The sequence below is a fragment of the Emcibacteraceae bacterium genome (assembly GCA_041396985.1).
In the GTDB taxonomy this organism is placed as follows: domain Bacteria; phylum Pseudomonadota; class Alphaproteobacteria; order Sphingomonadales; family Emcibacteraceae; genus Pseudemcibacter.
On record JAWKXO010000003.1, the window covers coordinates 23206 to 46347 of the forward strand.

The 23142-nt window shown below is 45.4% G+C and carries 14 protein-coding genes; 7 read left to right on the forward strand and 7 right to left on the reverse strand.

What is annotated here, in order from left to right:
* The 4 genes from R3D86_08285 to R3D86_08300 all read left to right on the forward strand — a co-directional run bounded on the left by R3D86_08285 (position 1) and on the right by R3D86_08300 (position 3507).
* Entirely contained in the window at positions 1 to 666 is a 666-nt protein-coding gene (locus R3D86_08285) for a cupin domain-containing protein (protein MEZ5758204.1), read from the forward strand.
* A 100-nt stretch (positions 667 to 766) separates the two neighbouring features.
* Positions 767 to 1120: a YciI family protein gene (locus R3D86_08290; GenBank protein MEZ5758205.1), complete on the forward strand. Its 354-nt coding sequence runs from the start codon at positions 767 to 769 to the stop codon at positions 1118 to 1120.
* 9 nt (positions 1121 to 1129) lie between these two features.
* On the forward strand, positions 1130 to 2389 hold the full coding sequence (locus R3D86_08295; protein ID MEZ5758206.1) for a DUF6596 domain-containing protein: 1260 nt from the start codon (positions 1130 to 1132) through the stop codon (positions 2387 to 2389).
* A 65-nt stretch (positions 2390 to 2454) separates the two neighbouring features.
* Positions 2455 to 3507, forward strand: coding sequence for a peptidyl-alpha-hydroxyglycine alpha-amidating lyase family protein (locus R3D86_08300; GenBank protein MEZ5758207.1), 1053 nt, complete (start codon positions 2455 to 2457; stop codon positions 3505 to 3507).
* 44 nt (positions 3508 to 3551) lie between these two features.
* Here the strand turns inward: R3D86_08300 and R3D86_08305 are convergent, their stop codons facing one another.
* Positions 3552 to 4922, reverse strand: a complete 1371-nt coding sequence (locus R3D86_08305) for a HupE/UreJ family protein (GenBank protein ID MEZ5758208.1) — start codon at positions 4920 to 4922, stop codon at positions 3552 to 3554.
* A 222-nt stretch (positions 4923 to 5144) separates the two neighbouring features.
* Between R3D86_08305 and R3D86_08310 the strand changes: the two genes are divergently transcribed.
* A complete protein-coding gene (locus tag R3D86_08310; protein ID MEZ5758209.1) occupies positions 5145 to 6356 on the forward strand; it encodes a hypothetical protein in 1212 nt (403 codons plus the stop codon).
* A gap of 98 nt (positions 6357 to 6454) precedes the next feature.
* On the opposite strand, the gene R3D86_08315 is transcribed toward R3D86_08310, so the two are convergent.
* From R3D86_08315 to R3D86_08340, 6 genes are all read right to left on the reverse strand, one after another.
* A complete protein-coding gene (locus R3D86_08315; protein MEZ5758210.1) occupies positions 6455 to 8530 on the reverse strand; it encodes a PQQ-binding-like beta-propeller repeat protein in 2076 nt (691 codons plus the stop codon).
* 101 nt (positions 8531 to 8631) lie between these two features.
* Entirely contained in the window at positions 8632 to 10722 is a 2091-nt protein-coding gene (locus R3D86_08320) for a PQQ-binding-like beta-propeller repeat protein (protein MEZ5758211.1), read from the reverse strand.
* Between the two features lie 95 nt (positions 10723 to 10817).
* Positions 10818 to 12908: a PQQ-binding-like beta-propeller repeat protein gene (locus R3D86_08325; GenBank protein MEZ5758212.1), complete on the reverse strand. Its 2091-nt coding sequence runs from the start codon at positions 12906 to 12908 to the stop codon at positions 10818 to 10820.
* Between the two features lie 100 nt (positions 12909 to 13008).
* Positions 13009 to 13449, reverse strand: a complete 441-nt coding sequence (locus R3D86_08330) for a c-type cytochrome (GenBank protein MEZ5758213.1) — start codon at positions 13447 to 13449, stop codon at positions 13009 to 13011.
* A 174-nt stretch (positions 13450 to 13623) separates the two neighbouring features.
* Positions 13624 to 15714 (reverse strand): PQQ-binding-like beta-propeller repeat protein, encoded by a 2091-nt coding sequence (locus R3D86_08335; protein MEZ5758214.1) that lies wholly within the window; start codon positions 15712 to 15714, stop codon positions 13624 to 13626.
* A gap of 316 nt (positions 15715 to 16030) precedes the next feature.
* Positions 16031 to 18121: a PQQ-binding-like beta-propeller repeat protein gene (locus R3D86_08340; GenBank protein MEZ5758215.1), complete on the reverse strand. Its 2091-nt coding sequence runs from the start codon at positions 18119 to 18121 to the stop codon at positions 16031 to 16033.
* Between the two features lie 517 nt (positions 18122 to 18638).
* Here R3D86_08340 and R3D86_08345 point away from each other — a divergent pair.
* Entirely contained in the window at positions 18639 to 20717 is a 2079-nt protein-coding gene (locus R3D86_08345; GenBank protein MEZ5758216.1) for a TonB-dependent receptor, read from the forward strand.
* 142 nt (positions 20718 to 20859) lie between these two features.
* On the forward strand, positions 20860 to 23058 hold the full coding sequence (locus R3D86_08350; GenBank protein ID MEZ5758217.1) for a penicillin acylase family protein: 2199 nt from the start codon (positions 20860 to 20862) through the stop codon (positions 23056 to 23058).
* Positions 23059 to 23142 lie beyond the last annotated feature (84 nt).

Below are 23142 nucleotides of genomic sequence, written 5' to 3' on the forward strand. Positions count from 1 at the left end.
ATGAAATTGAATGCTGAATTTGATCAGGTTGCGGTGGTCCGGCCCAAAGATTATAAATGGGTTCCCTCACCCATGAAGGGCGTCGAAAGAATGATGCTTGACCGCATTGGCGATGAAGTGGCAAGGGCAACCACAATTGTCCGTTATGCACCCAATAGTGAATTTCCAAGCCATGTGCATGGTGGAGGAGAGGAGTTTTTCGTTCTTGAAGGTGTTTTTTCTGACGAACATGCGGATTATCCGGCAGGCAGTTATGTCAGAAACCCTATCGGTACGGCTCATACACCACGTATTGGTGAGGAGGGAGCGACTATATTCGTCAAGCTGTGTCAGTTTGAAAAAGAAGACCAGCATCAGTTTAGCATAAGTACAAAAGAATCGAACTGGTATCCTGGACTGGTTCCAGGCTTATCGGTGATGCCATTACATGAATATGGCACAGAACATGTGGCGCTGGTAAAATGGGCGCCAAATACATTGTTTAAGCCACATCAGCATTGGGGTGGGGAAGAAATTCTGGTGCTTGAAGGCACATTTTATGATGAACATGGCGCTTATCCGAAGGGCACCTGGATCAGGAGTCCTCATTTAAGCAAACATACACCATTTACGAAAGAGGACGGGGCACTCATTTATGTGAAAACCGGCCATTTGCCTATTTCTTAAAAAATTAGACGAACTTGTCGATTTTTAATCTCCCCATTCGTTTAGCTGGTGTAATCTGAAATCAGATTATTTTCTAAGATTAAAAAATGAGGAGAATATCATGAAATATATAGCATTGATTTATGCAAATGAAGAAACCAGTCCAAAGCCGGGCTCTGAGGAATTTGGCCGGTTGATCGGGGAATATGAAGCTGCCACCGGCCAGTTTATCAATGACGGGGTTCTGGTCGGGAGTGATCCCCTGCAGTCGGTGAATACAGCAACGACGTTACGGGCGAGGAATGGCAAATTGGCGATGACGGACGGCCCCTTTGCTGAAACAAAAGAGCAGCTTGGGGGCTATTATATATTTGAATGCGAAAATCTGGATGATGCATTGAAATATGCGGCCATGATACCGACCGTAAATTACGGGTCGATAGAAGTCAGACCGATCATGACGATAGAGAGGTAGACTTTTTATATGGTATCCCCATCGACGCCGCCGATTAACTTTGAAGTGGCAATTCATAAAATTGTCCGAGAGGAATGGGGATACCTGATTTCTTCATTAATTAAATCCTTTAATGATTTCCACATGGCTGAAGATGCCCTTCAGGACGCCGTAGAAGCGGCACTGATTAACTGGCGGGAGAAAGGCCTGCCGCCTTCTGCGCGGGCTTGGCTTTTAACGACAGCGAGACGCAAAATTATTGATAAAATAAGGCGTGATAAAAACTTTGAATCCAAAAAGGAACAATTTCTTCCTCTTCTGGAGGATGATGAACTGATGGAATCTGATTATTCAGTCCCGGATGAAAGGCTCAGATTAATTTTTACCTGCTGCCACCCGGCGCTTGATCATAATATTTCAGTTGCTTTAACTTTGCAGCTTCTTGGTGGATTGACCACAACGGAAATTGCCAGAGCATTTCTGGTTAAACCGGAAACCATGGCACAGCGTTTGGTGCGTGGAAAAAGAAAAATTAAACAGGCGGGCATCCCCTATATCATCCCGGACCAGAATCAGTTTGCCGCCCGTCTTGATGCGGTACTGAGTGTTTTATATCTTATTTTTAATGAAGGCTATTCAGCGTCATCTGGAAAAAAACATATAAGAGCAGAACTTTGTGATGAAGCAATAAGACTTGCCAGAATATTGCTACATCTTTGCCCGAAAGAGCCGGAAGCAGAAGCGCTTCTGGCATTAATGCTTCTTCATAATTCGCGAAAAACTGCCCGCTTTGGTGAAAATGGTGTTCTTGTACCATTGGAGGAGCAGGACAGGTCATTATGGAACATGAATGAAATTAATGAAGGGACTATCCTGGTAGAAAAGTCCCTGGCCCGAAAACAAATAGGAGCATACCAGATACAGGCGGCCATAAGTGCTCTCCATTCAGAAGCCTGCCGATTTAAGGATACCAACTGGCGGGAAATTGTACTTCTTTATGATGAGCTTTTTAAATTGCTGCCTTCACCCGTTATTCAGTTAAACAGGATCGTTGCCCTTTCCTATCTTATTTCACCGGAAGAAAGTATTAAGGCCCTTGAAGGTTTGAAGCAGGATATTGGCAATTATCAGCCCTATTATGCGGCACTGGCAGATTTATACAAGCGAAGCGGCAAAAATAAAAAGGCTATTAGATATTATCAAAAAGCAATCAGCTTAAGCGGCAATCAGGCCGAGCAGGATTTCTTGCAACAAAGAATGTCTGATCTAATATCTTTACAAAAACAATAAATTATTGTCCAATGAGCCGGATTAAAAATAGTCATAAAACGGACTAAAAATTTGGAGGATAATCAATGATTAATAAAAAAATGATCACCAACTTATTATTGGCAGCAACGGCCCTGACGTCTGTTGTTGCCACAACTTCAGTCGCACAGGATAACCCGTACGAAGCTATTAAAGGGGAGTGGATTACATTGCCTGACGGGCGTCAATGGGGATCAACCAGTACCGTTTATTATGCAGGAAATGGTAATATCTGGGTTGCTGAGCGTTGCGGTGGAAATGGGAACTGCCTTGATACACCGGATATTGACCCGATCATGCTGGTCGATGTTGATGGAAAAATCTTAAAAAGCTTTGGTAAAAATATGATTGTCTGGCCTCATGGAATGCACGTGGATCCGGACGGAAATTTATGGATTGCTGATGCCCGTGGTGATGAAAAGCGTAAAAAAGGTCATCAGGTTCTAAAATTTAGCCCGGACGGTGAGTTATTGATGACAATTGGAACTGCGGGTGTTGCGGGTAAGGATAAATATATTTTTGATCAGCCCTGCGATGTAGCAGTAGCGCCAAACGGCGATATATTTGTGGCCGATGGCCATGAAGCGGGCGGTAATAACCGCATTGTCAAATATAACAGCAAGGGTGAGTATCTGATGGAATTTGGTGATACCGGGGCTGAACGGGGCGAACTTCGCGAACCTCATGCGCTGGCTATTAATTCGCAGGGAAAATTATTTGTTGGCGACCGTCAAAACAGCCGCATTCAGATTTTTGATCTGGACGGACATCATCTTGATCAGTGGACCCAGTTTGGCCGTCCAAGCGGTATTTATATTGATAAAAACGATATAATGTATGTTGCTGACAGTGAATCAAATACCGGTTGGCAGCGTAACCCGGGCTGGGAACGTGGTATCCGTATCGGGAGCTCAATTACCGGATGGGTAACCGCTTTTATTCCCGATCCGAATAATGGAATGGAACCCCGTTATACAAGCGTTGCAGAAGGGGTAACTGCGGATGAGGCCGGAAATGTTTATGGCGCTGAAGTCCTTCAGAAAAGGATGCGTAAATACGTACCGAAAGGCTATTTTGCCACCCCGCCAAAACGCAATTAGATAATAGACATATTGAATAAGATAAAGTTTGAAAAAGCCTCTTATTAATGAGAGGCTTTTTTTAGCGCTGCCTTTTTTTCAATATATTTTTTAAGCTCATACATTGCCCAGGAGGCTATGGCGATTATAACGAGTAGCATACCCCAGCGCATCAGATCGACATAAAAAGCGCGGTCAAATTTTGGCATAACGAAAATATACTGCATGAGATTATCATTGCGTTCTGTCATCCAGTGCCAGCCACTATGTGCGACGAGTGCAGATAGAAGAATTGTGCCGGCTTTTTCATTCACGACATATTTGAATAACAGATTAAGCAGAGGCAGGACGATGATCAGGATGAACAGCTGACCGACCTCGACACCAAGGTTGAACGACAACAGAGAGGTGAAGAGATGTGTTCCAGCAAACTGCATGCTTTCTGATAGCAGGAATGAAAAACCGAACCCGTGAACAAGACCAAAAGCAAATGCAACGACCCATCTGTTTTCCAGCTTTGCCCCGACAATATTTTCAAACGCCATAAAGACGATTGAGAGGGCAATAAGCATTTCAATAAGCGGTGCAAACCATAATGCCTGTGGTGCCAGGCCAAAGGCTGTCGAAATAAGTGTTATGGAATGAGCAACTGTAAAAGAGGTGATAACAGGAACCAGACCCATAAAATTACGAACAGGAATGATCAGGCATAATAGAAACAGAATGTGGTCTGTTCCCTCCAAAATATGGAAAAAGCCAAGTTTCAAAAATTCATAAAGGGCGTGAAAAAGGCTTGGATCAAGCTCGACAACACCAGGGTTTCCAATATAGTTGAAGACACGTTCGCCAGAGTCCGGCGGCAAAAAACGCAAAACTGTATTTGTCACATTGGCCAGTTTGTTTAATGTGGGCTCAATTGAAAATCTGGAATGTTCGGACTTTATGGGGAATTCATATAGGACATCCAGAACGGCCTGCCCATAATATAACTTGGTTTCATTGGTAAGGGCTGGTTTTTTAATATTTTCAATTGCGGCTTCCCAAGTGCTTATTGAGCGGTCCTGCGGATAAGTTGCGCGGTAGGCCGTAATCATTTTATCGTTGATAAGTTCACCATTTTCAAAAACCTGCAGCTCGTCTGTCAGGTAAACATGGGCCGCATCAAGCAATACAGAATCCGCTTTTTCAAAATCAAGATAGCCGGGGCCAAAAGTCGGATAAACAAGTTCGCTCATGGATTCAAGGGGGACGCGGAGCAGGAGTTTTAGAGTATTCCCCTCAGGCTTAACATACATATGTACTGTTACAGATGCTGGATTATCATGGGCTTTTGCCTGTGTCGTTAAGGAAGAAACGACGAATAACGCCAGCGTGATAGCGGCAACAATCAAAGATTTTCCAAAAATAGTAAAATCATAAAATAATTTATTCTTCATGAACGAATTTCCCTTTATTGACACTGTTTTACCCTATATTCGCTGTATTACATAGGAAAAGCGAAACAAAGAGTCAATTTATTACGGTTAATACAACTGATTCAGTGCTTGAACGTACCTTTGATATACTGTATCATTTTTTCACAGCATAGTATTCAGTTTAGAAAAGCGCTAAAACGTTATGCTAAGCTGAATAAATAAAAACTAAAATGGAACGGAATCATGAAATTAAAAAATAAGGTTTTGATGGGGGCCGCATTAGTTGTCACTCTCGTCGGTTTAGGCCTTGGACAATCATATGTCGGTATGGGTGGTGATGCAACAGCACAAGCACCACAGGCACCTGCATTTGAAGTTGATCCCTTTTGGCCACAGCCACTACCAAATGGCTGGATCTTGGGGAACGTAATCGGTGTTGCAGTTGACGCAAACGATCATGTTTATATTGTTCATCGCGCATGGGGAGAAGGCATCTTCAAACCTTTCGCTGAGCTCGGATTACAGCAGGGTACAAGTATCTGTTGTACACCTGCTCCGCCAATTGTTGAATTTGATGCAGACGGTAATCTGGTCCGTGCCTGGGGTGGTCCTGTTGACGGCGCACCATACACATGGCCAGAATCAAACCATGGTATTGAAGTGGATTATAAAGGCAACGTCTGGATTGGTGGTAACGGCCAAAACGATTCACACATCCTGAAATTTACAAATGACGGTAAATTTATTGCTCAATATGGTACACCAGGCATTTCCACACCGGATAGCAATGATACAACACACTTCTCACGTGTTGCTAAAATTTCTGTCGTTGAGGAAACAAATGAAGCCTATATCGCGGACGGATATGGTAACAGACGTGTTGCTGTTCTTGATGCAGATACCGGCGCGTTTAAACGTTACTGGGGTGCTTATGGCTCCAAGAAAATTGACGATCCGACTGAAAGATATCGTCATGACCCATCCAAGCCACCGTCAAAAGTCTTTACAGGTCCGGTTCACTGTGTTGAGCCATCAGATGACGGCCTACTCTATGTTTGTGACCGTACCAGTGACCGTATTCAGGTTTTTGACCGTGATGGTAACTATAAGTCTGAAGTGCTGATTGCTCCTGAAACCGGTTCTCAAGGTTCAACCTGGGATCTTGATTTCTCAAAAGATTCTGCACAAAAATATATTTACCTTGCAGATGGTCAGAACCAACGTGTTTACATTATTGACCGTGCTTCTATGAAAGTTCTTACCAAGTTCGGTGGTGGTGGACGTCAGCCAGGCCTGTGGTTTGCACCACATAGTCTTGCGACTGACTCAAAAGGGAACATTTATACAACTGAAACTTACGAAGGTAAGCGTATCCAGAAATTCGTATACCAAGGAATTAAAAATATTCCTGCTGCGGATCAGGGTGCTCTTTGGCCTGCCGGAAAACTTCATTAATCGTCGTTTTACCTAAGTTTCGATTTTAAAAATATTAAACCCCCGGTGAATAATTCGCCGGGGGTTTTTATATATGATTATATTATTTTTGAGGTTTCCTAGTCATCGGGGAGTTTATAAGCCCGTATTTCACCGGGATATGATCCGCCACTTACGGCAACAATGATATATTGTTTGCCTTTTATTGTGTAGGTCATCGGCGATCCGGACTGTCCCGCGGGCATCCATATTTCCCCTACTTCCTCCCCGGTCATTTTATCATAAGCACGCAGCATCGCCCCGCGTTCGCGATCACCAGGGTTTGTCACACGCATATCGCCGGCGATGGCAAGTGTTTTTGTCACCATCATTCCGACACTGCCGGGTTGACCAGTTCTCGGAATGTCCATCCCTTGCAGTTTAGGATGATTGCGGACATTGTCCAGTGTTTCACCGTGGGCTATACGCCAGATAATTTCACCTTTTGTCATATCAAATGCGGCAATAATCCCGTATGGAGGTTTCAGAATGGAAAGTCCTTCAACATTTAGGGTTGGTACTTTGACCGGAGGTCCGTCATAGACGGGGTAATCCACTTCTTTTGGGGCGCCCGGGTTCTGCCCGGTTCCACCTGCAAGGGCCATTTTAAACGGCTGCCCTTTGCGTCCTTCAAGGTAATTGACATTTGAATATCCTTCCGGTGGTGGGGCCAGTGAAATACCGCTAATTGCCGACACGTTTGCCGGGGCATAGAGAATACTGGTTTCCGGATCAAAAGCCCCTCCAGCCCAGTTTGTACCACCTCCTGAATTTCCAAGAGTGATCGCCCCAAGCATGCCGTTTATATCACCAAGAATTGGTGGATTATAAAGCGTGGCTTCCTTCCAGACATATCGTTCCAGTTTTTTTAAGGCCTCTTCTCTCATTTCCGGGGTAAAGTCAATCAGATCATCAGGCACTTTCATTTCCGAGCGGCCATAGTTTAATTTTTCCATGACCTTTGGTTGGGTCGGTGCGTACCATTCGCCGGGAACATTGCCTTTTGGGACGGGGATTTCCCTAATAGGCCAAATAGGTTCTCCCGTTACACGATCAAAAACAAACAGCATGGCCTGCTTAGTGGGAACGGCAAGAATTTGACGATCTTTACCATCAATCTTTACGTCCATTACCATTGGTGCTGATGAAAGGTCATGTCCCCAGAGCGGATGATGAACCACCTGAAAATGCCATTTATATTTACCGGTTTTCAGATCAACGGCAACTATACTTTCCGCAAAGAGATTGTCGCCAGGACGATGTCCGCCATAATAATCCGATGACGGGCTTTCGACAGACAAATAAACAAGTCCATTTTCCTCATCTGCCGTTATCTGGGTCCAGACGCCGGTGCTGCCGTTTCTCTCCCAGGAATTGTCGAGCCAGGTGTCATTACCAAACTGACCTGGACGGGGGATTGGGTCAAACTGCCAGACCTTCTTGCCGGTACGGGCGTCAAACGCACGAACCAGACCTTTGGTGTTGTTATAGTTATCAATGGTTAGACCTTCCTTCATGGCATTTCCGACAATTATCAGGTTGCCGACCACAGTCGGGGTAGCATGAAGACCGATTTCCCCGGTAACCAGGTCGATCTGAACTTCATTGCCCTGTACAGCGCCGACTTTAAGATCAAGGATACCATTACCGTCTGTGCCGAAGGAATTGATCGGAACACCGGTATGGGCATTAAGGGCGACCAGTTTATAGCCAGTCGTCACATAGAAAATACGGTCATCGCCTTTACCGTCTGACCAGTAGGACAGACCACGACCGGACAGTTGCCGTGGGGCCATCCCGCCACGTAAGCCTTCGTCCATGCTATGAAGCCACATCAGTTCACCGGTTTCTCCATCAAGGGCGAATGCGGTTCGACGTGTTCCCCCGGTCGCATAAATCACACCGTCGATCATCAGCGGTGTGACTTCGAGTTTATATTCTGGACGACTGCCAAGATTTTTAGTGGAAAATGACCAGGCCAGTTCCAGATCGTTGAAGTTATCAGCATTGATCTGATCCAGTGGCGAATAGCGGGATCCTTTTATGTCACCTGCATAATGTGGCCATTCCCCATTTGATGTATCCGGAGACTGTGCATTTGCTGTTGTTACCATTATAAATGTGATTGTGAGGAAAATTTTTAAATGAGATTTCATGTGTTTTCTCTCGTTATAAATTATTATGAAAATTAAATAATAGAAGCCTCAATGACGATAAAGTCACAGAGGCTTCAGTTCAAGATTTAAGAAATATAATTTTAGTCATCAGGAAGTGCATAGACCCGGAATTCACCCGGATAGGATCCGCCACTGACAGAAACACAGATATACTGCTTGCCGTCAATCATATAGGTCATGGGCGACCCTGTTTGTCCAGCAGGCATCCAGATCGCTCCTACTTCTTCGCCAGTTTCCTTGTTATAGGCTCTTAGCATGGCACCACGTTCACGATCTCCCGGATTTGTGACAATCTGGTCGGCAAGGATAACGAGTGTTTTGGTTACGACAAGGCCAATTTCAATTTTCTGGCCTGTGCGCGGTATATCCATATCCCGAAGTTTGGGATGGAATCTGACATTGTCCGGTGTTTCACCGTGAGGAACCTGCCATTTTACTTTTCCGGCCTTCATATCAATTGCTGCCAGAACACCATATGGCGGTTTCAGGATTGAAAGACCTTCAACATCCAGACCTGGAATTTTCACAAGCGGCGCTTCGGGATCTTCATATTCACTTTCCAGTTTTGGGGCATCCGGGTTTTGCCCTGTTCCTGATGCATATCTCATCCTGAAAGGCTCACCTTTACGTCCGGCCATATAGCGCACATTTGAAAATCCTTTTGGTGGGGGAGCTAGAGAAAGATTGTCAAGTGATGCAGCCTGGGCTTGCGCATAGACAATTCCCGTTTCAGGATCAAATGACGCACCAGGCCAGCTGGAGCCCCCTCCGGTCGCCCCGATATTGATGGCACCAAGTACACCATTAACATCACCAAGTAGCGGTGGGTTATAGCGTCCACCATTGCTCCAGTCCCAGCGATCCATCCTATCCAATGCCGCCTGACGAAGTTCCGGTGTAAAATCTATAAGATCATCAGGAAGGTTAAGTTTTCCACGGCCATACATTAAATCCATTGGCGGCTCAGGCTGGGTTGGGGAATACCATTCACCCGGTACATTTCCAACAGGTACCTCTTTTTCAGGGATCGGCCAAATCGGCTCACCAGTCAGGCGGTCAAAGGCATAGATAAAGGATTGTTTTGTCGGCAGGGCGATGATCTTGCGGTCCTTGCCGTCAATTTTCACGTCCATAATGAGCGGCGCTGATGACAGGTCATGATCCCAGATCGGGTGGTGAACCACCTGGAAATGCCATTTATATTTACCTGTTTTCAGATCAACCGCAACAAGGCTTTCGCCGAACAGGTTATTGCCCGGACGGTGTCCGCCATAAAAATCAGAAGATGGTGATTCTATCGGTAAAAATACCAGACCATTCTCTTCATCCACAGTGATCTGGGTCCAGACTCCTGTATTGCCGTTTCTTTCCCATGAATTGTCTAGCCAGGTGTCATTACCAAACTGTCCGGGGCGGGGGATCGGGTCAAACTGCCAGACTTTCTTACCTGTACGAACGTCAAAGGCACGAACCAGACCTTTGGTATTGTTATAGTTATCAATGGTCATGCCTTCTTTCATGGCCGAACCAACTATGATTAAATCACCGGCAATGGTTGGGGTTGCATGAAGGCCTATTTCGCCGCTGACCAGATCAATTTGTACCTCATTACCCTGGACAACACCCAATTTCAGATCAAGAATTCCACTACCATCCGGTCCAAACGATTTAATGGGAATACCCGTGTGGGCATTAAGGGCCACAAGCTTATAGCCGGTCGTGACGTAATAAATGCGGTCATCGCCTTTACCGTCTGACCAGTAGGACAGACCGCGACCGGAAAGCTGACGGGGGGCAAGGCCTGCGCGCAAGCCTTCACGCATGCTGTGTAGCCACATCAGTTCCCCTGTTTTACCGTCAAGGGCAATCGCTGTACGGCGGGTACCGGCAGTGGCATAAAGCACACCATCAACCATTAACGGCGTGACTTCGAGTTTATATTCTGGACGACTGCCAAGATTTTTGGTGGAAAATGACCAGACCAATTCCAGATCGTCGAAATTATCAGCTTTAATCTGATCCAGAGGCGAATAGCGGGACCCTTTGATGTCCCCGGTGTAATAAGGCCACTCACCGTTTGATGTATCAGGTGATTTTGCATTTGCAGTTTGTGCAATAATCACTGTTATTAAAATGAAAATGGTTGCTATTGTGTTTTTGAAATATGTCATTTCTCCCTCCCCTTTTTTATATGGAAAAAGCCCCCTTAATCCTATGATTAAGGGGGCTTTTATACAAGATTTAAAAACGCTCTATGATTAACAGATTAATCATCAGGAAGTGCATATACCCTGAATTCACCAGAATAAGCACCACCACTGATAGAGACACAGATATACTGCTTGCCATCAATCATATAGGTCATAGGTGATCCGGATTGTCCGGCCGGCATCCAGATTGCACCAACTTCTTCCCCGGTCATTTTATCATAAGCACGAAGCATAGCGCCACGCTCACGACCACCTGGGTTTGTTATCCGCTGATCACCAACAATCACCAGTGTTTTGGTCACGACCACACCAACGTTGGCAGGCTGGCCTGTGCGTGGAATATCCATTCCCTGCAGTTTCGGATGATTGCGGACATTGTCCGGTGTTTCACCATGTGCCACTTTCCAGAGGACTTTGCCCTGGTTCATATCAATGGCCGACAATACACCATATGGCGGTTTCAGGATTGTAAGACCTTCCACATTTAAAGAAGGTATTTCCACAGGTGCCGCATTTGGATCTTCATATTCACTCTCCACTTTCGGGGCATCAGGATTTTGCCCTGTCCCTGCAGCATAAGCCATACGGAAAGGCTGACCTTTACGACCGGCGATATAATCAACGTTTGAATAGCCTTTTGGTGGCGGTGCCAGTGAAATATTATCAATAAAGGCCTGAGAAGCAGGAGCATAGACAATCCCTGTTTCAGGATCGAATGACGCACCCGGCCAGTTTGTACCGCCGGTTGTTGCACCAATATTGATCGCACCAAGAACACCATTAACATCACCTAGCAGTGGTGGGTTATAGCGTCCGCCATTGCTCCAGTCCCAGCGATCCATCTTATCGAGGGCAGCCTGGCGAAGTTCAGGGGTAAAATCAATCAGGTCATCAGGCAGATTAAGTTTTCCACGACCATACATTAATGCCATTGGCGGCTCAGGCTGGGTTGGGGAATACCATTCACCCGGTACATTTCCAACAGGTACCTCTTTTTCAGGGATCGGCCAGATCGGCTCACCAGTCAGGCGGTCAAAAGCATAAATGTATGACTGCTTGGTCGGCAGGGCGATGATTTTGCGGTCCTTGCCATCAATCTTCACGTCCATAATCAGTGGCGCTGATGACAGGTCATGGTCCCAGATCGGATGGTGAACCACCTGGAAATGCCATTTATATTTGCCGGTTTTCAGATCAACCGCCACAAGGCTTTCGCCGAACAGGTTGTTACCCGGACGGTGACCACCGTAAAAGTCAGATGACGGACTTTCAACAGCCAGGAACACCAGGCCATTTTCCTCATCCACAGTGATCTGGGTCCAGACACCGGCGTTGCCGTTCCGCTCCCATGAATTATCAAGCCAGGTATCGTTACCGAACTGTCCAGGACGGGGGATCGGGTCAAACTGCCAGATTTTCTTGCCTGTACGAACGTCAAACGCACGAACCAGACCTTTGGTGTTGTTATAGTTATCAATGGTCATGCCTTCTTTCATGGCAGAGCCGATAATGATCATGTCACCAACAACGGTCGGCGTTGCATGAAGGCCGATTTCGCCGGTAACCAGGTCGATCTGAACTTCATTGCCCTGTACGGCACCGATCTTAAGATCAAGAATACCATTACCGTCTGTGCCGAAGGAATTGATCGGAACACCGGTATGGGCATTTAGGGAGACCAGTTTATAACCGGTTGTCACATAGAAGATACGGTCATCGCCTTTACCATCTGACCAGTAGGACAGACCACGACCGGAAAGCTGTCGTGGAGCAAGACCAGCGCGCAAGCCTTCACGCATGCTGTGAAGCCACATCAGTTCCCCTGTTTTACCGTCAAGGGCGATCGCCGTACGGCGGGTGCCGGCAGTGGCATAAAGTACGCCGTCGATCATAATCGGCGTGACTTCAAGTTTGTATTCACTGCGTGTTCCAAGATTTTGCGTTGAAAATGACCATGCCAGTTCGAGATCATCGAAATTATCAGCATTGATCTGATCCAGCGGCGAATAGCGGGACCCTTTGATGTCCCCGGTGTAATAAGGCCATTCACCGTTTGATGTATCCGGTGCTTTTCCCTGCGCACCGGAACTTACCAAACTTGCAGCAAGTAGCATAAGTGCCACTGCAGTTTTTGTAATGTTAACCATTATAAGTTTCTCCAGATTTATTAATTCATTATTATAAAAAAAGACTCAAAGATCATATGATCTTTGAGTCTTCTCTGCAAGATTCTAATTCGTATAAATTTTATTCTTCAGGCTTTAAGGCGTGCCATTCAATGCGCTTCAATTGAGCGTTCTGATAAGGAAGTTCTTTTGTTCCTGCGGGGAAATTATTTTGAGACATAATATAGGCAAGAATGTCTGCTTTCATTTTACGGGAAACACCCTTTGGATCATCAAGTGGCATTGTATCACGTATTCTTTGAAACAATACATCAACACCTAAACTGTCCCAGTTATAAACAAAAGCACCCTGCTTTAAAGTTGGCGCTTCTTCAATACCCTGCATCTGTGTACCATGACAAGCTGAGCAATGGTCCTGATAGAGTTTCTGTCCTCTTTCCGCCTGAGCTTTGGTATATACACCGTCCCAAACTGTTACGCCCTGTGCTTTTGAAATATTTCCAAAAGAGAGCCCCATAACTGTTGCAGCGGCAATTATTGATACTTTGTGTTTTAATTTCATGTTAATCTCGTTTACCTTTTTAAATTCCCATCTAAAACCAACGGTATGTTTTTTTCAGATGTATTAAATGAACTTCGCAAGTCTAACGTTCGATTATAAATACCGAATATTAATCCAAGCTGAATTAATAAAGCCGAATGGGGCCAAAATTATGGCCCCATTCGACAATGTTTTTTAATCGTCAGGCAGTGTGTATACCCTGAATTCACCAGGATATGCACCACCACTGACAGCGACACAGATATACTGCTTGCCATCAATCATGTAGGTCATTGGTGAACCGGATTGTCCGGCAGGCATCCAGATTGAACCGACATTTTCACCGGTCATTTTATCATAAGCACGAAGCATGGCGCCGCGCTCACGTCCTTCCGGATTGGTAACCAGCTGATCACCAACAATCACCAGTGTTTTGGTCACGACCACACCAACGTTGGCACGTTGACCGGTGCGAGGAATATCCATACCCTGCAGTTTCGGATGATTGCGGACATTGTCCGGTGTTTCACCGTGAGGAACTGTCCAGAGGACCTTGCCCTGGTTCATGTCAATCGCTGAAAGGATACCATATGGGGGTTTCAGGATTGAAAGACCTTCAATAGTCAGCGAAGGCACGACAACAGGAGGACCATCATAAACCGGATAGTTCACTTCTTTCGGTGCGTCAGGGTTCTGACCAGTACCGGCAGCATTTCTCATGCGGAATGGCTCACCCTTACGTCCGGCCATATAACGCACGTTTGAATAGCCTTCCGGCGGAGGAGCAAGAGACATATCGTTTAGAATTGCTGTTGCAGCAGGTGCATAGACAATGCCTGTTTCAGGATCGAATGACGCACCCGGCCAGTTTGTACCGCCGGTTGTTGCACCAATATTGATCGCACCAAGTATACCGTTAACATCACCAAGAAGTGGTGGGTTATATAAACCGCCATTGCTCCAGTCCCAGCGTTTGGCTTTCTCAACGGCTGCAGCACGCATTTCAGGCGTAAAATCAATCAGATCATCAGGTAATGTCAGATGTGCCCGACCATACATCAGATCTTCAGATGGTTTAGGCTGAGTTGGTGAATACCATTCACCCGGCACGTTGCCTTGTGGCACTTCAACTTCCGGGATCGGCCAGATCGGCTCACCGGTCAGGCGATCAAAAGCATAAATGTATGACTGCTTGGTCGGCAGGGCGATGATCTTGCGGTCCTTGCCATCAATCTTCACGTCCATGATAAGTGGAGCCGATGACAGGTCATGGTCCCAGATCGCATGATGAACAGTCTGGAAATGCCATTTATATTTACCGGTTTTCAGATCAACCGCCACAAGGCTTTCGCCGAAAAGGTTATTGCCCGGACGGTGACCACCGTAAAAGTCAGATGATGGGCTTTCAACAGCAAGGAACACCAGACCATTTTCCTCATCGACCGTAATCTGGGTCCAGACGCCGGCGTTGCCGTTTCGCTCCCATGAATTGTCCAGCCAGGTGTCATTACCGAACTGTCCAGGACGGGGGATCGGGTCAAACTGCCAGATTTTCTTGCCCGTACGAACGTCAAAGGCACGAACCAGACCTTTGGTGTTGTTATAGTTGTCAATGGTCATGCCTTCTTTCATGGCAGAGCCGATAATGATCATGTCACCAACAACAGTCGGGGTCGCATGAAGACCGATTTCGCCGGTAACCAGATCAATTTGTACCTCATTACCCTGAACGGCACCAATTTTAAGATCAAGAATACCATTACCGTCTGTGCCGAAGGAATTGATCGGAACACCGGTATGGGCATTCAAAGCAACCAAACGATAGCCGGTTGTTACATAGAAAATACGGTCATCGCCTTTACCGTCTGACCAGTAGGACAGACCACGACCGGACAGCTGACGGGGGGCCATACCGCCACGAAGGCCTTCACGCATGCTGTGGAGCCACATCAGTTCCCCTGTTTTACCGTCAAGGGCGATCGCCGTACGGCGGGTACCGGCTGTGGCATAAAGCACGCCATCGATCATAATTGGTGTTACTTCCAGCTTATATTCACTGCGTGTTCCAAGATTTTGCGTTGAAAATGACCATGCCAGTTCCAGATCTTCAAAGTTATCGGCATCAATCTGATCCAGTGGCGAATAGCGGGACCCTTTGATGTCCCCGGTGTAAAATGGCCACTCACCGTTTGACGTATCCGGTGCTTCTGCGCGGGCACCGGTACTGATCAACCCAAAGGCCATCATCCCAACTGCCAGAACAGAATTTTTAAAATTAAATTTCATTATTCTCTCCCATACATTTAATTTGAAGACATAATTGTTATAATATTACAAAAAGTCAAGATATTATAAGTTTTGTCATAAGTTTCATGTGTTTTTGTTTGTTTTATCATATTTAAGACGAGTCTAGGTTTGAAATCCTGCATTTTGAGAGAGAAATATAGGACAATTGATACGTGATTCTGAAAAAAAGAATCAAACTCTATTGTGAGAAAAAACGTAATGAGTAAATCGAATAAGGTATTTAAATACCCTTAAAGGATGGGGTTGGTATTAAGAAAGTTCAGGGAGCTTCAAGGGAAGCTCCCTGAATATAAAATTAATCTTCGGGTAACGCATAGACCCTGAATTCACCAGGATATGCACCACCACTGACAGAGACACAGATATACTGCTTGCCATCAATCATATAGGTCATTGGCGAACCGGATTGACCGGCAGGCATCCAGATTGATCCGACATTTTCACCGGTCATTTTATCATAAGCACGTAGCATTGCGCCACGCTCGCGACCTTCCGGATTGGTTACTGTCGGATCACCAAGAATGACCAGTGTTTTTGTGACCACCACGCCAACACTTCCTGGCTGACCAGTACGGGGGATATCCATACCCTGCAGATCAGGATGGTTGCGGACATTATCCAGTGTTTCTCCATGCGCAACCCGCCATAGAACTTCACCTTTTTTCATATCAATTGCTGCAATAACACCATATGGCGGTTTCAGAATAGACAGGCCTTTTACATTCAGTGAAGGCACGACAACAGGGGGACCATCATAAACCGGATAGTTCACCTCTTTCGGTGCATCAGGGTTCTGACCAGTACCGGCAGCATTTCTCATGCGGAATGGCTCACCCTTACGACCGGCCATGTAACGCACGTTCGAATAACCTTCCGGTGGAGGAGCAAGTGAAATTCCTCCAATAGCGCCAGTTGTTGCAGAGGCATAAACAATCCCTGTTTCAGGATCAAACGCTCCACCCGGCCAGTTTGTACCGCCCCCCGCATTACCAAGGTTAATGGCACCAAGCATACCATTTACATCGCCGAGAATTGGGGGATTGTAAAGTGTACCATCTTTCCAGACCCAGCGTTCTAGGTTTTTAATCGCGATTTCACGCATTTCCGGTGTAAAATCGATCAGGTCATCCGGATAATCAAGTTCCGGATTACCGTAGAGGAGTTTATCAGAAGGACGTGGCTGGGTTGGGGAATACCATTCGCCCGGTACGTTGCCTTGTGGGACAGGCACTTCTGGAATTGGCCAGATCGGCTCGCCGGTCAGGCGGTCAAATACATACATGAAAGCCTGTTTGGTAGGAAGAGCAAGTATTTGACGATCCTTGCCGTCAATCTTCACATCCATCACGAGTGGCGCTGATGACAGGTCATGGTCCCAGATCGCATGATGGACCACCTGGAAATGCCATTTATATTTACCTGTTTCAAGATCAACAGCAACAATACTTTCGCCGAACAGGTTGTTACCCGGACGGTGACCGCCGTAAAAGTCGGATGACGGGCTTTCGACGGAGAGAAAGACAAGCTTGTTTTTCTCATCCACAGTGATCTGGGTCCAGACGCCAGCGTTGCCGTTTCGCTCCCATGAATTGTCCAGCCAGGTGTCATTACCGAACTGTCCGGGACGGGGGATCGGGTCAAACTGCCAGATTTTCTTGCCTGTCCGAACGTCAAACGCACGAACCAGACCTTTGGTGTTGTTATAGTTGTCAATGGTCATGCCTTCTTTCATGGCAGAGCCGATAATGATCATGTCCCCAACAACAGTCGGGGTCGCATGAAGACCGATTTCCCCGGTGACCAGGTCGATCTGAACTTCATTGCCCTGAACGGCACCGATCTTAAGATCAAGAATACCATTACCGTCTGTGCCGAAGGAATTGATCGGAACACCGGTATGAGCATTCAAAGCAACTAAGCGGTAGCCGGTTGTCACATAGAAAATACGGTCATCGCCTTTACCATCTGACCAGTAGGACAGACCACGACCGGACAGCTGACGGGGGGCCATGCCGCCACGAAGGCCTTCACGCATGCTGTGGAGCCACATCAGTTCCCCGGTTTTACCGTCAAGGGCGATTGCCGTACGGCGGGTACCGGCAGTGGCATAAAGTACGCCGTCGATCATAATCGGCGTGACTTCCAGTTTATATTCACTGCGTGTTCCAAGATTTTGCGTTGAAAATGACCAGGCAAGCTCCAGATCTTCAAAATTATCGGCATCAATCTGATCCAGTGGCGAATAGCGGGACCCTTTAATGTCCCCGGTGTAAAATGGCCACTCACCGTTTGACGTATCCGGTGCTTCTGCGCGGGCACCGGTACTGACCAGCCCAAAAGCCATCATCCCGATTGCCAATACAGAATTTTTAAAATTAAATTTCATTATTCTCTCCCTTTTTAATAATATGCTGTGTCCCTATAATTATATTTTGCATTCGGACATTTCTTAATTCAACATAGCCTTACATTTATAGGAAAGATTTGTTGGTTTGTACACTCTAAATGAACCATGAAGGTTTGCATGAAAATGACTATTTCTTATGGACCTGAATTTCTGGATGAAACCAAACAATGTCCGAATTTTTCATCTTGGTTTCAGACAGTAATTATATAAACCAATTCAGAATTTAGAGTTTTGTTGAGTTTTAAATTCAAACATGCGAAAGAAATATCAGGTTAATTTATATCTGAAACATCCATTTTTAAATTTTTATGGCATATAAAGAAAAGTGATGATAGATACATTATAACATTTGATAAATAATATCGTTCGCAAAAAAGCGAAAAGTACAAAAAATCATAAAAATATATCAGGGAAGAACTGAAAATGCAGAGAGGGTATTTTCTAGAACAAAAGAATAAAATATGTCAATTGATGGCAATTGGAAAGTAATAGCAAAATGAAATTTAAAAAACTGTCTTTACTGGGATTGGGAATATCTTCCTTAATTCCAGCAATTTTACCGACAATGAGTCTGGCGCAGGATAACAGTGAAACGGAAACGTTGACTGTTACCACAACAAGAAGTGAAAGACTGGCAACGGACGTAATCGGAAATGATACGGCCGTATCAGGTTCTGAAATTGAATTTATAAGTCCAACACATATTAATGAAGTGTTTCAGGGCGTAGCTGGGGTAAATATTTCACGTAACAGTGGGCAGGAATCACTTATTTCTCTTCGATCACCAATTTTTACAGGTGCAGGGGCCTGTGGTGCTTTCTTAACGGCACAGGATGGTATCCCATTAAGAGCTGCCGGATTCTGTAACGTAAATGAGCTGTTTGAAAGCTTTGTGGAGCAGGCAGGAAGTGTTGAAGTGGTGCGTGGGCCAGGGTCAGTTCTTTATGGTTCAAATGCCATGCACGGCATAATAAACGTCATATCCAAACCGGTCGGGGATGCCAGTTCAACCGCCAGTATGGAAGCAGGTTCCTGGGGGTATCTGAAATTCAATGCGTCCGGTGCATTCAGGGATGGCAATTCAGGACTTAGGGTTACGGCGAGTGTCATGCATGACGGCGGTTATATTGAGAATAGCGGATATAACCAGCAAAAAGGCCAAATCAGACACGAATATGATAACGGGGACTGGAAAATTTCATCGAATTTTCTGGCAACCAACCTTGACCAGGATACATCAGGATATCTTGACGGGCTAGACAGTTACAAAGACCCAGTTCTTGCAAGAACAAATGCCAATCCTGAAGCATACAGAAAGGGTAAATCTTTCCGTTACTGGTCAACCATTTCGAAAGATATAGCGAATAATGTACGTTGGCAGATTTCCCCGTATTTAAGAACTATGGACATGGAATTTCTGATGCATTTCCTGCCCGGTCAACCAGTTGAAAATAATAAGCAGAAAAGCGCTGGCTTCCAAAACGCCTTTTATTTTAACGAAGGCTCAGACCTTGAAATTATTGCCGGATTTGATGGTGAAATAGCCAAGGGGGAACTTTTGCAGGTACAGGAAAACCCGCCTGTTGAACCGTTCCTGGTTACAAGGCTGCCAGTTGGTAAAAACTATGACTATGAAGTCAATACGAAGCTGATTGCCGGCTTTGTCCGGGGTGATGTTGATGTTACCGAGCAGCTTTCAGTGATTGCAGGCATCAGGACCGAATATGTCAAATATGATTATGATAACCGTATGGTTTCGGGACAGGTGGATGAAAACGGCAATCCATGCCCGCATCCTGAAGGGTGTCGATACACGCGTCCAGCGGACCGTTCAGACAGTTTTACAAACACTTCATTTGAAGCTGGGTTTCTTTATAAACTGGATGAAAATAATAATTTTTATGCCAGATTAAGTCGTGGTTTCCGTGCGCCGCAGACTTCAGAACTTTACAGGCTTCAACTTAATCAGCTGGTTGCAGATATTGATAGTGTCAAACTTGACAGTGTTGAGGCAGGTATCAGAGGTAAAATTGAAGCTTTAACCTACGACGTCTCATTTTTTGCCATGAAAAAAGACAATGTTATTTTTCAGGATAATCGCATTAATGTTGATAATGGTAAATCCAAGCATATTGGTGTTGAAGGTATGGTGGAATACAGGTTCCCAATCGATGTCACGTTAAGAGCCAGCGGCAGCCTCGCCAAACACCAGTATGATTTTGATTATATGCCGGGAACAGTGAACTGGAACGGGCTTGATATTGATACGGCTCCCCGTAATTTTGGCAGCATTCAGTTAAACTGGGTGCCGGCCAATAAGGTTAAAGCAGGATTGGAATGGATCTGGATGGGTAAATATTCTATGGATCCTGAAGCCACATTTATTTATCCGGGTCATAACTATTTCAATCTTAGGGTCGAAGCTGAAGCCATGGAAAATGTAGATGTATTTCTTCGTGTGATGAATTTGACCAATGTCAGATATGCTGAGCGCGGTGATGTGTCCTTTGGCACACCAAGATATTTTGTCGGATTACCTCGGGCCTTTTATGGTGGTGCGAGGGTTCGCTTCTAATATTTCCAATAAATCTTATTAAATTAAAAGGCCCGTATTCACCAATACGGGCCTTTTTAATTGGATCAAGGCTTTACAGAAGTCCAATGTATAGCTATTGTTTTGGCCGTACTAGCAAAATTATCTTAGGGACGGAAATTCAATGAAGAAAATACTCATTTTAATGCTACTGACTGTGGCAGCCTGCTCTTCTCAGGATGGCGGTCAGAATGAACAGGCAAGCAATGCGGGCACCCAATCTGGTCAAATGTCAGATGAAGTTGCCCGTTGGGAAGCCCAGGCAAAAAATATTACCATCATTCGTGATGATTGGGGTGTACCGCATATTTACGGTAAAACGGACGCTGATGCTGTTTTTGGCGTAATGTATGCTCAGGCGGAAGATGATTTTAACCGTATAGAAGTGAATTACATGAATGCTATGGGCCTTCTTGCCCAATCAGAAGGCGAAGACCAGATCTTCCGTGATTTGAGAATGCGCCTTTTCATCCAGCAGGATGATCTGAAAAAAATGTATGCTGAAGCACCAGACTGGCTAAAGAAACTTATGGATGCTTATGCAGACGGACTTAATTATTATCTTCATACTCATCCTGAAACCAAAGCAAAGGTAATTAAGCGGTTTGAACCTTGGATGGCCCTTTCCTTCTCTGAAGGCAGTATTGGTGGTGACATAGAAAGTATTTCCATAAATGATCTGCAAAATTTTTATGGTGGCACTATGAAAATGGCGGAAGCACCACGCGATCTTGATCTGGAACCACGGGGCTCCAACGGCATGGCAATCGCTCCGAAGAAAACAAAGGATGGTCATGCCATGCTTTATATCAACCCGCATACTACCCATTATTTCCGCGAAGAGGCCCATATGGTCAGTGATGAAGGACTGGATGCCTACGGGGCCCTTACCTGGGGACAGTTCTTTATTTATCAGGGTTTCAGCGAATATAACGGCTGGATGCACACATCAAGCCGTGCTGACGTGATTGATGAATATGCGGAAACTATCATCGAAAAGGACGGGAAACTCTATTATAAATATGGTGACGAGGAACGTCCTGTGACTGTTTCCACAGAGACTATCGAATATAAAACAGATACCGGTAAGGAATCCCGTGATTTTACTGTTTATCACACGCATCATGGACCCATTATCCGCTCTGAAGGGGATAAATGGATCAGTGTTCAATTAATGAATATTCCACTGACAGCCCTTAACCAGTCATATACAAGAACGAAAACGCATAGTTATCAGGAATTTTTTGAGATGATGAGGCTTAAATCCAACTCTTCAAACAATACTGTCTATGCTGATAAAGACGGGAACATTGCCTATTTCCACGGTAACTTCCTGCCAATCCGAAATACAAAATATGATTTTAATCACCCTGTGGACGGTAGCAATCCGGACACTGACTGGAAAGGCCTTCATACGGTTGAGGAATCAATTCACCTGCTTAATCCGGAATCTGGTTGGTTATATAACTCTAACAACTGGCCCTTTAGCGCTGCTGGACCGGGTTCCAGCCCGAAAAAGGCGGATTATCCAAGCTATATGTCAGTGAATTTTGAAAATCCCCGCGGTGAGCATGCTGTAGGGCTTTATCCAAAAATTAATGACTTTACAATCGACAGCTTAATTGAAGCCGGATACGACGGACTACTTCCATCATTCCAGCGTTTTGTACCGGTACTTAAAGCAGCCTATGATGCCGCACCGGATCCAAGCCTAAAAGAAGCTGTTGATATGCTGGTGGCCTGGGACAAGCGTTCCAGCATGGATTCCATTGAAACATCACTTGCCCATCATTTTGGCAATGAACTTTTTGAATATGTTCCACGCGGTCGTGATCTCGACCCGTTTGATGTTTATGAATATGCTGAAAAGCAAGTTAGCGGAGATAAATATCTGGCGGCTTTAAAAGCGGCAATGGACAAAATGGTTGCTGATTTCGGGTCATGGAAAGTCAAATGGGGTGATATGAATCGCTTCCAACGTAATGACGGCAGTATTGAGCAGACATTTGACGATAGTAAACCAAGTTATCCTGTGAAACTGGCTTCTGGCCGTTGGGGAGCACTGGCTTCCGTTGGCACCCGTCAGTATCCAGGCACGAAAAACTGGTATGTGACCAGCGGTAACAGCTTTATTGCCTCAATCGAGTTTGGTGATAAAGTTAAGGCCAAAGCTCTGATGGCTGGTGGTTTAAGCAGTGATCCGAACTCACCACACTTCTTTGATCAGGGTGAGATGTATGGCACAGGCGAGTTTCGTGATGTTTATTATTACCGTGAAGATGTTGATGCACATGCTGAACGTCAATATCATCCGGGTGAATAATTACAGGCATTTATAGATTATTAAATTATGGGCCGGACATATTAATGTCCGGCCCATATTTATTTTAAAGCCGTCTTAAGGTAT

Coding starts and splice junctions, on each gene's coding strand:
- R3D86_08285 (MEZ5758204.1), top strand. CDS start 1: ATGAAATTGAATGCTGAATTTGATCAGGTTGCGGTGGTCCGGCCCAAA.
- R3D86_08290 (MEZ5758205.1), top strand. CDS start 767: ATGAAATATATAGCATTGATTTATGCAAATGAAGAAACCAGTCCAAAG.
- R3D86_08320 (MEZ5758211.1), bottom strand. CDS start 10,722: ATGACATATTTCAAAAACACAATAGCAACCATTTTCATTTTAATAACA.
- R3D86_08335 (MEZ5758214.1), bottom strand. CDS start 15,714: ATGAAATTTAATTTTAAAAATTCTGTTCTGGCAGTTGGGATGATGGCC.
- R3D86_08330 (MEZ5758213.1), bottom strand. CDS start 13,449: ATGAAATTAAAACACAAAGTATCAATAATTGCCGCTGCAACAGTTATG.
- R3D86_08315 (MEZ5758210.1), bottom strand. CDS start 8,530: ATGAAATCTCATTTAAAAATTTTCCTCACAATCACATTTATAATGGTA.
- R3D86_08345 (MEZ5758216.1), top strand. CDS start 18,639: ATGAAATTTAAAAAACTGTCTTTACTGGGATTGGGAATATCTTCCTTA.
- R3D86_08295 (MEZ5758206.1), top strand. CDS start 1,130: ATGGTATCCCCATCGACGCCGCCGATTAACTTTGAAGTGGCAATTCAT.
- R3D86_08305 (MEZ5758208.1), bottom strand. CDS start 4,922: ATGAAGAATAAATTATTTTATGATTTTACTATTTTTGGAAAATCTTTG.
- R3D86_08310 (MEZ5758209.1), top strand. CDS start 5,145: ATGAAATTAAAAAATAAGGTTTTGATGGGGGCCGCATTAGTTGTCACT.
- R3D86_08350 (MEZ5758217.1), top strand. CDS start 20,860: ATGAAGAAAATACTCATTTTAATGCTACTGACTGTGGCAGCCTGCTCT.
- R3D86_08340 (MEZ5758215.1), bottom strand. CDS start 18,121: ATGAAATTTAATTTTAAAAATTCTGTATTGGCAATCGGGATGATGGCT.
- R3D86_08325 (MEZ5758212.1), bottom strand. CDS start 12,908: ATGGTTAACATTACAAAAACTGCAGTGGCACTTATGCTACTTGCTGCA.
- R3D86_08300 (MEZ5758207.1), top strand. CDS start 2,455: ATGATTAATAAAAAAATGATCACCAACTTATTATTGGCAGCAACGGCC.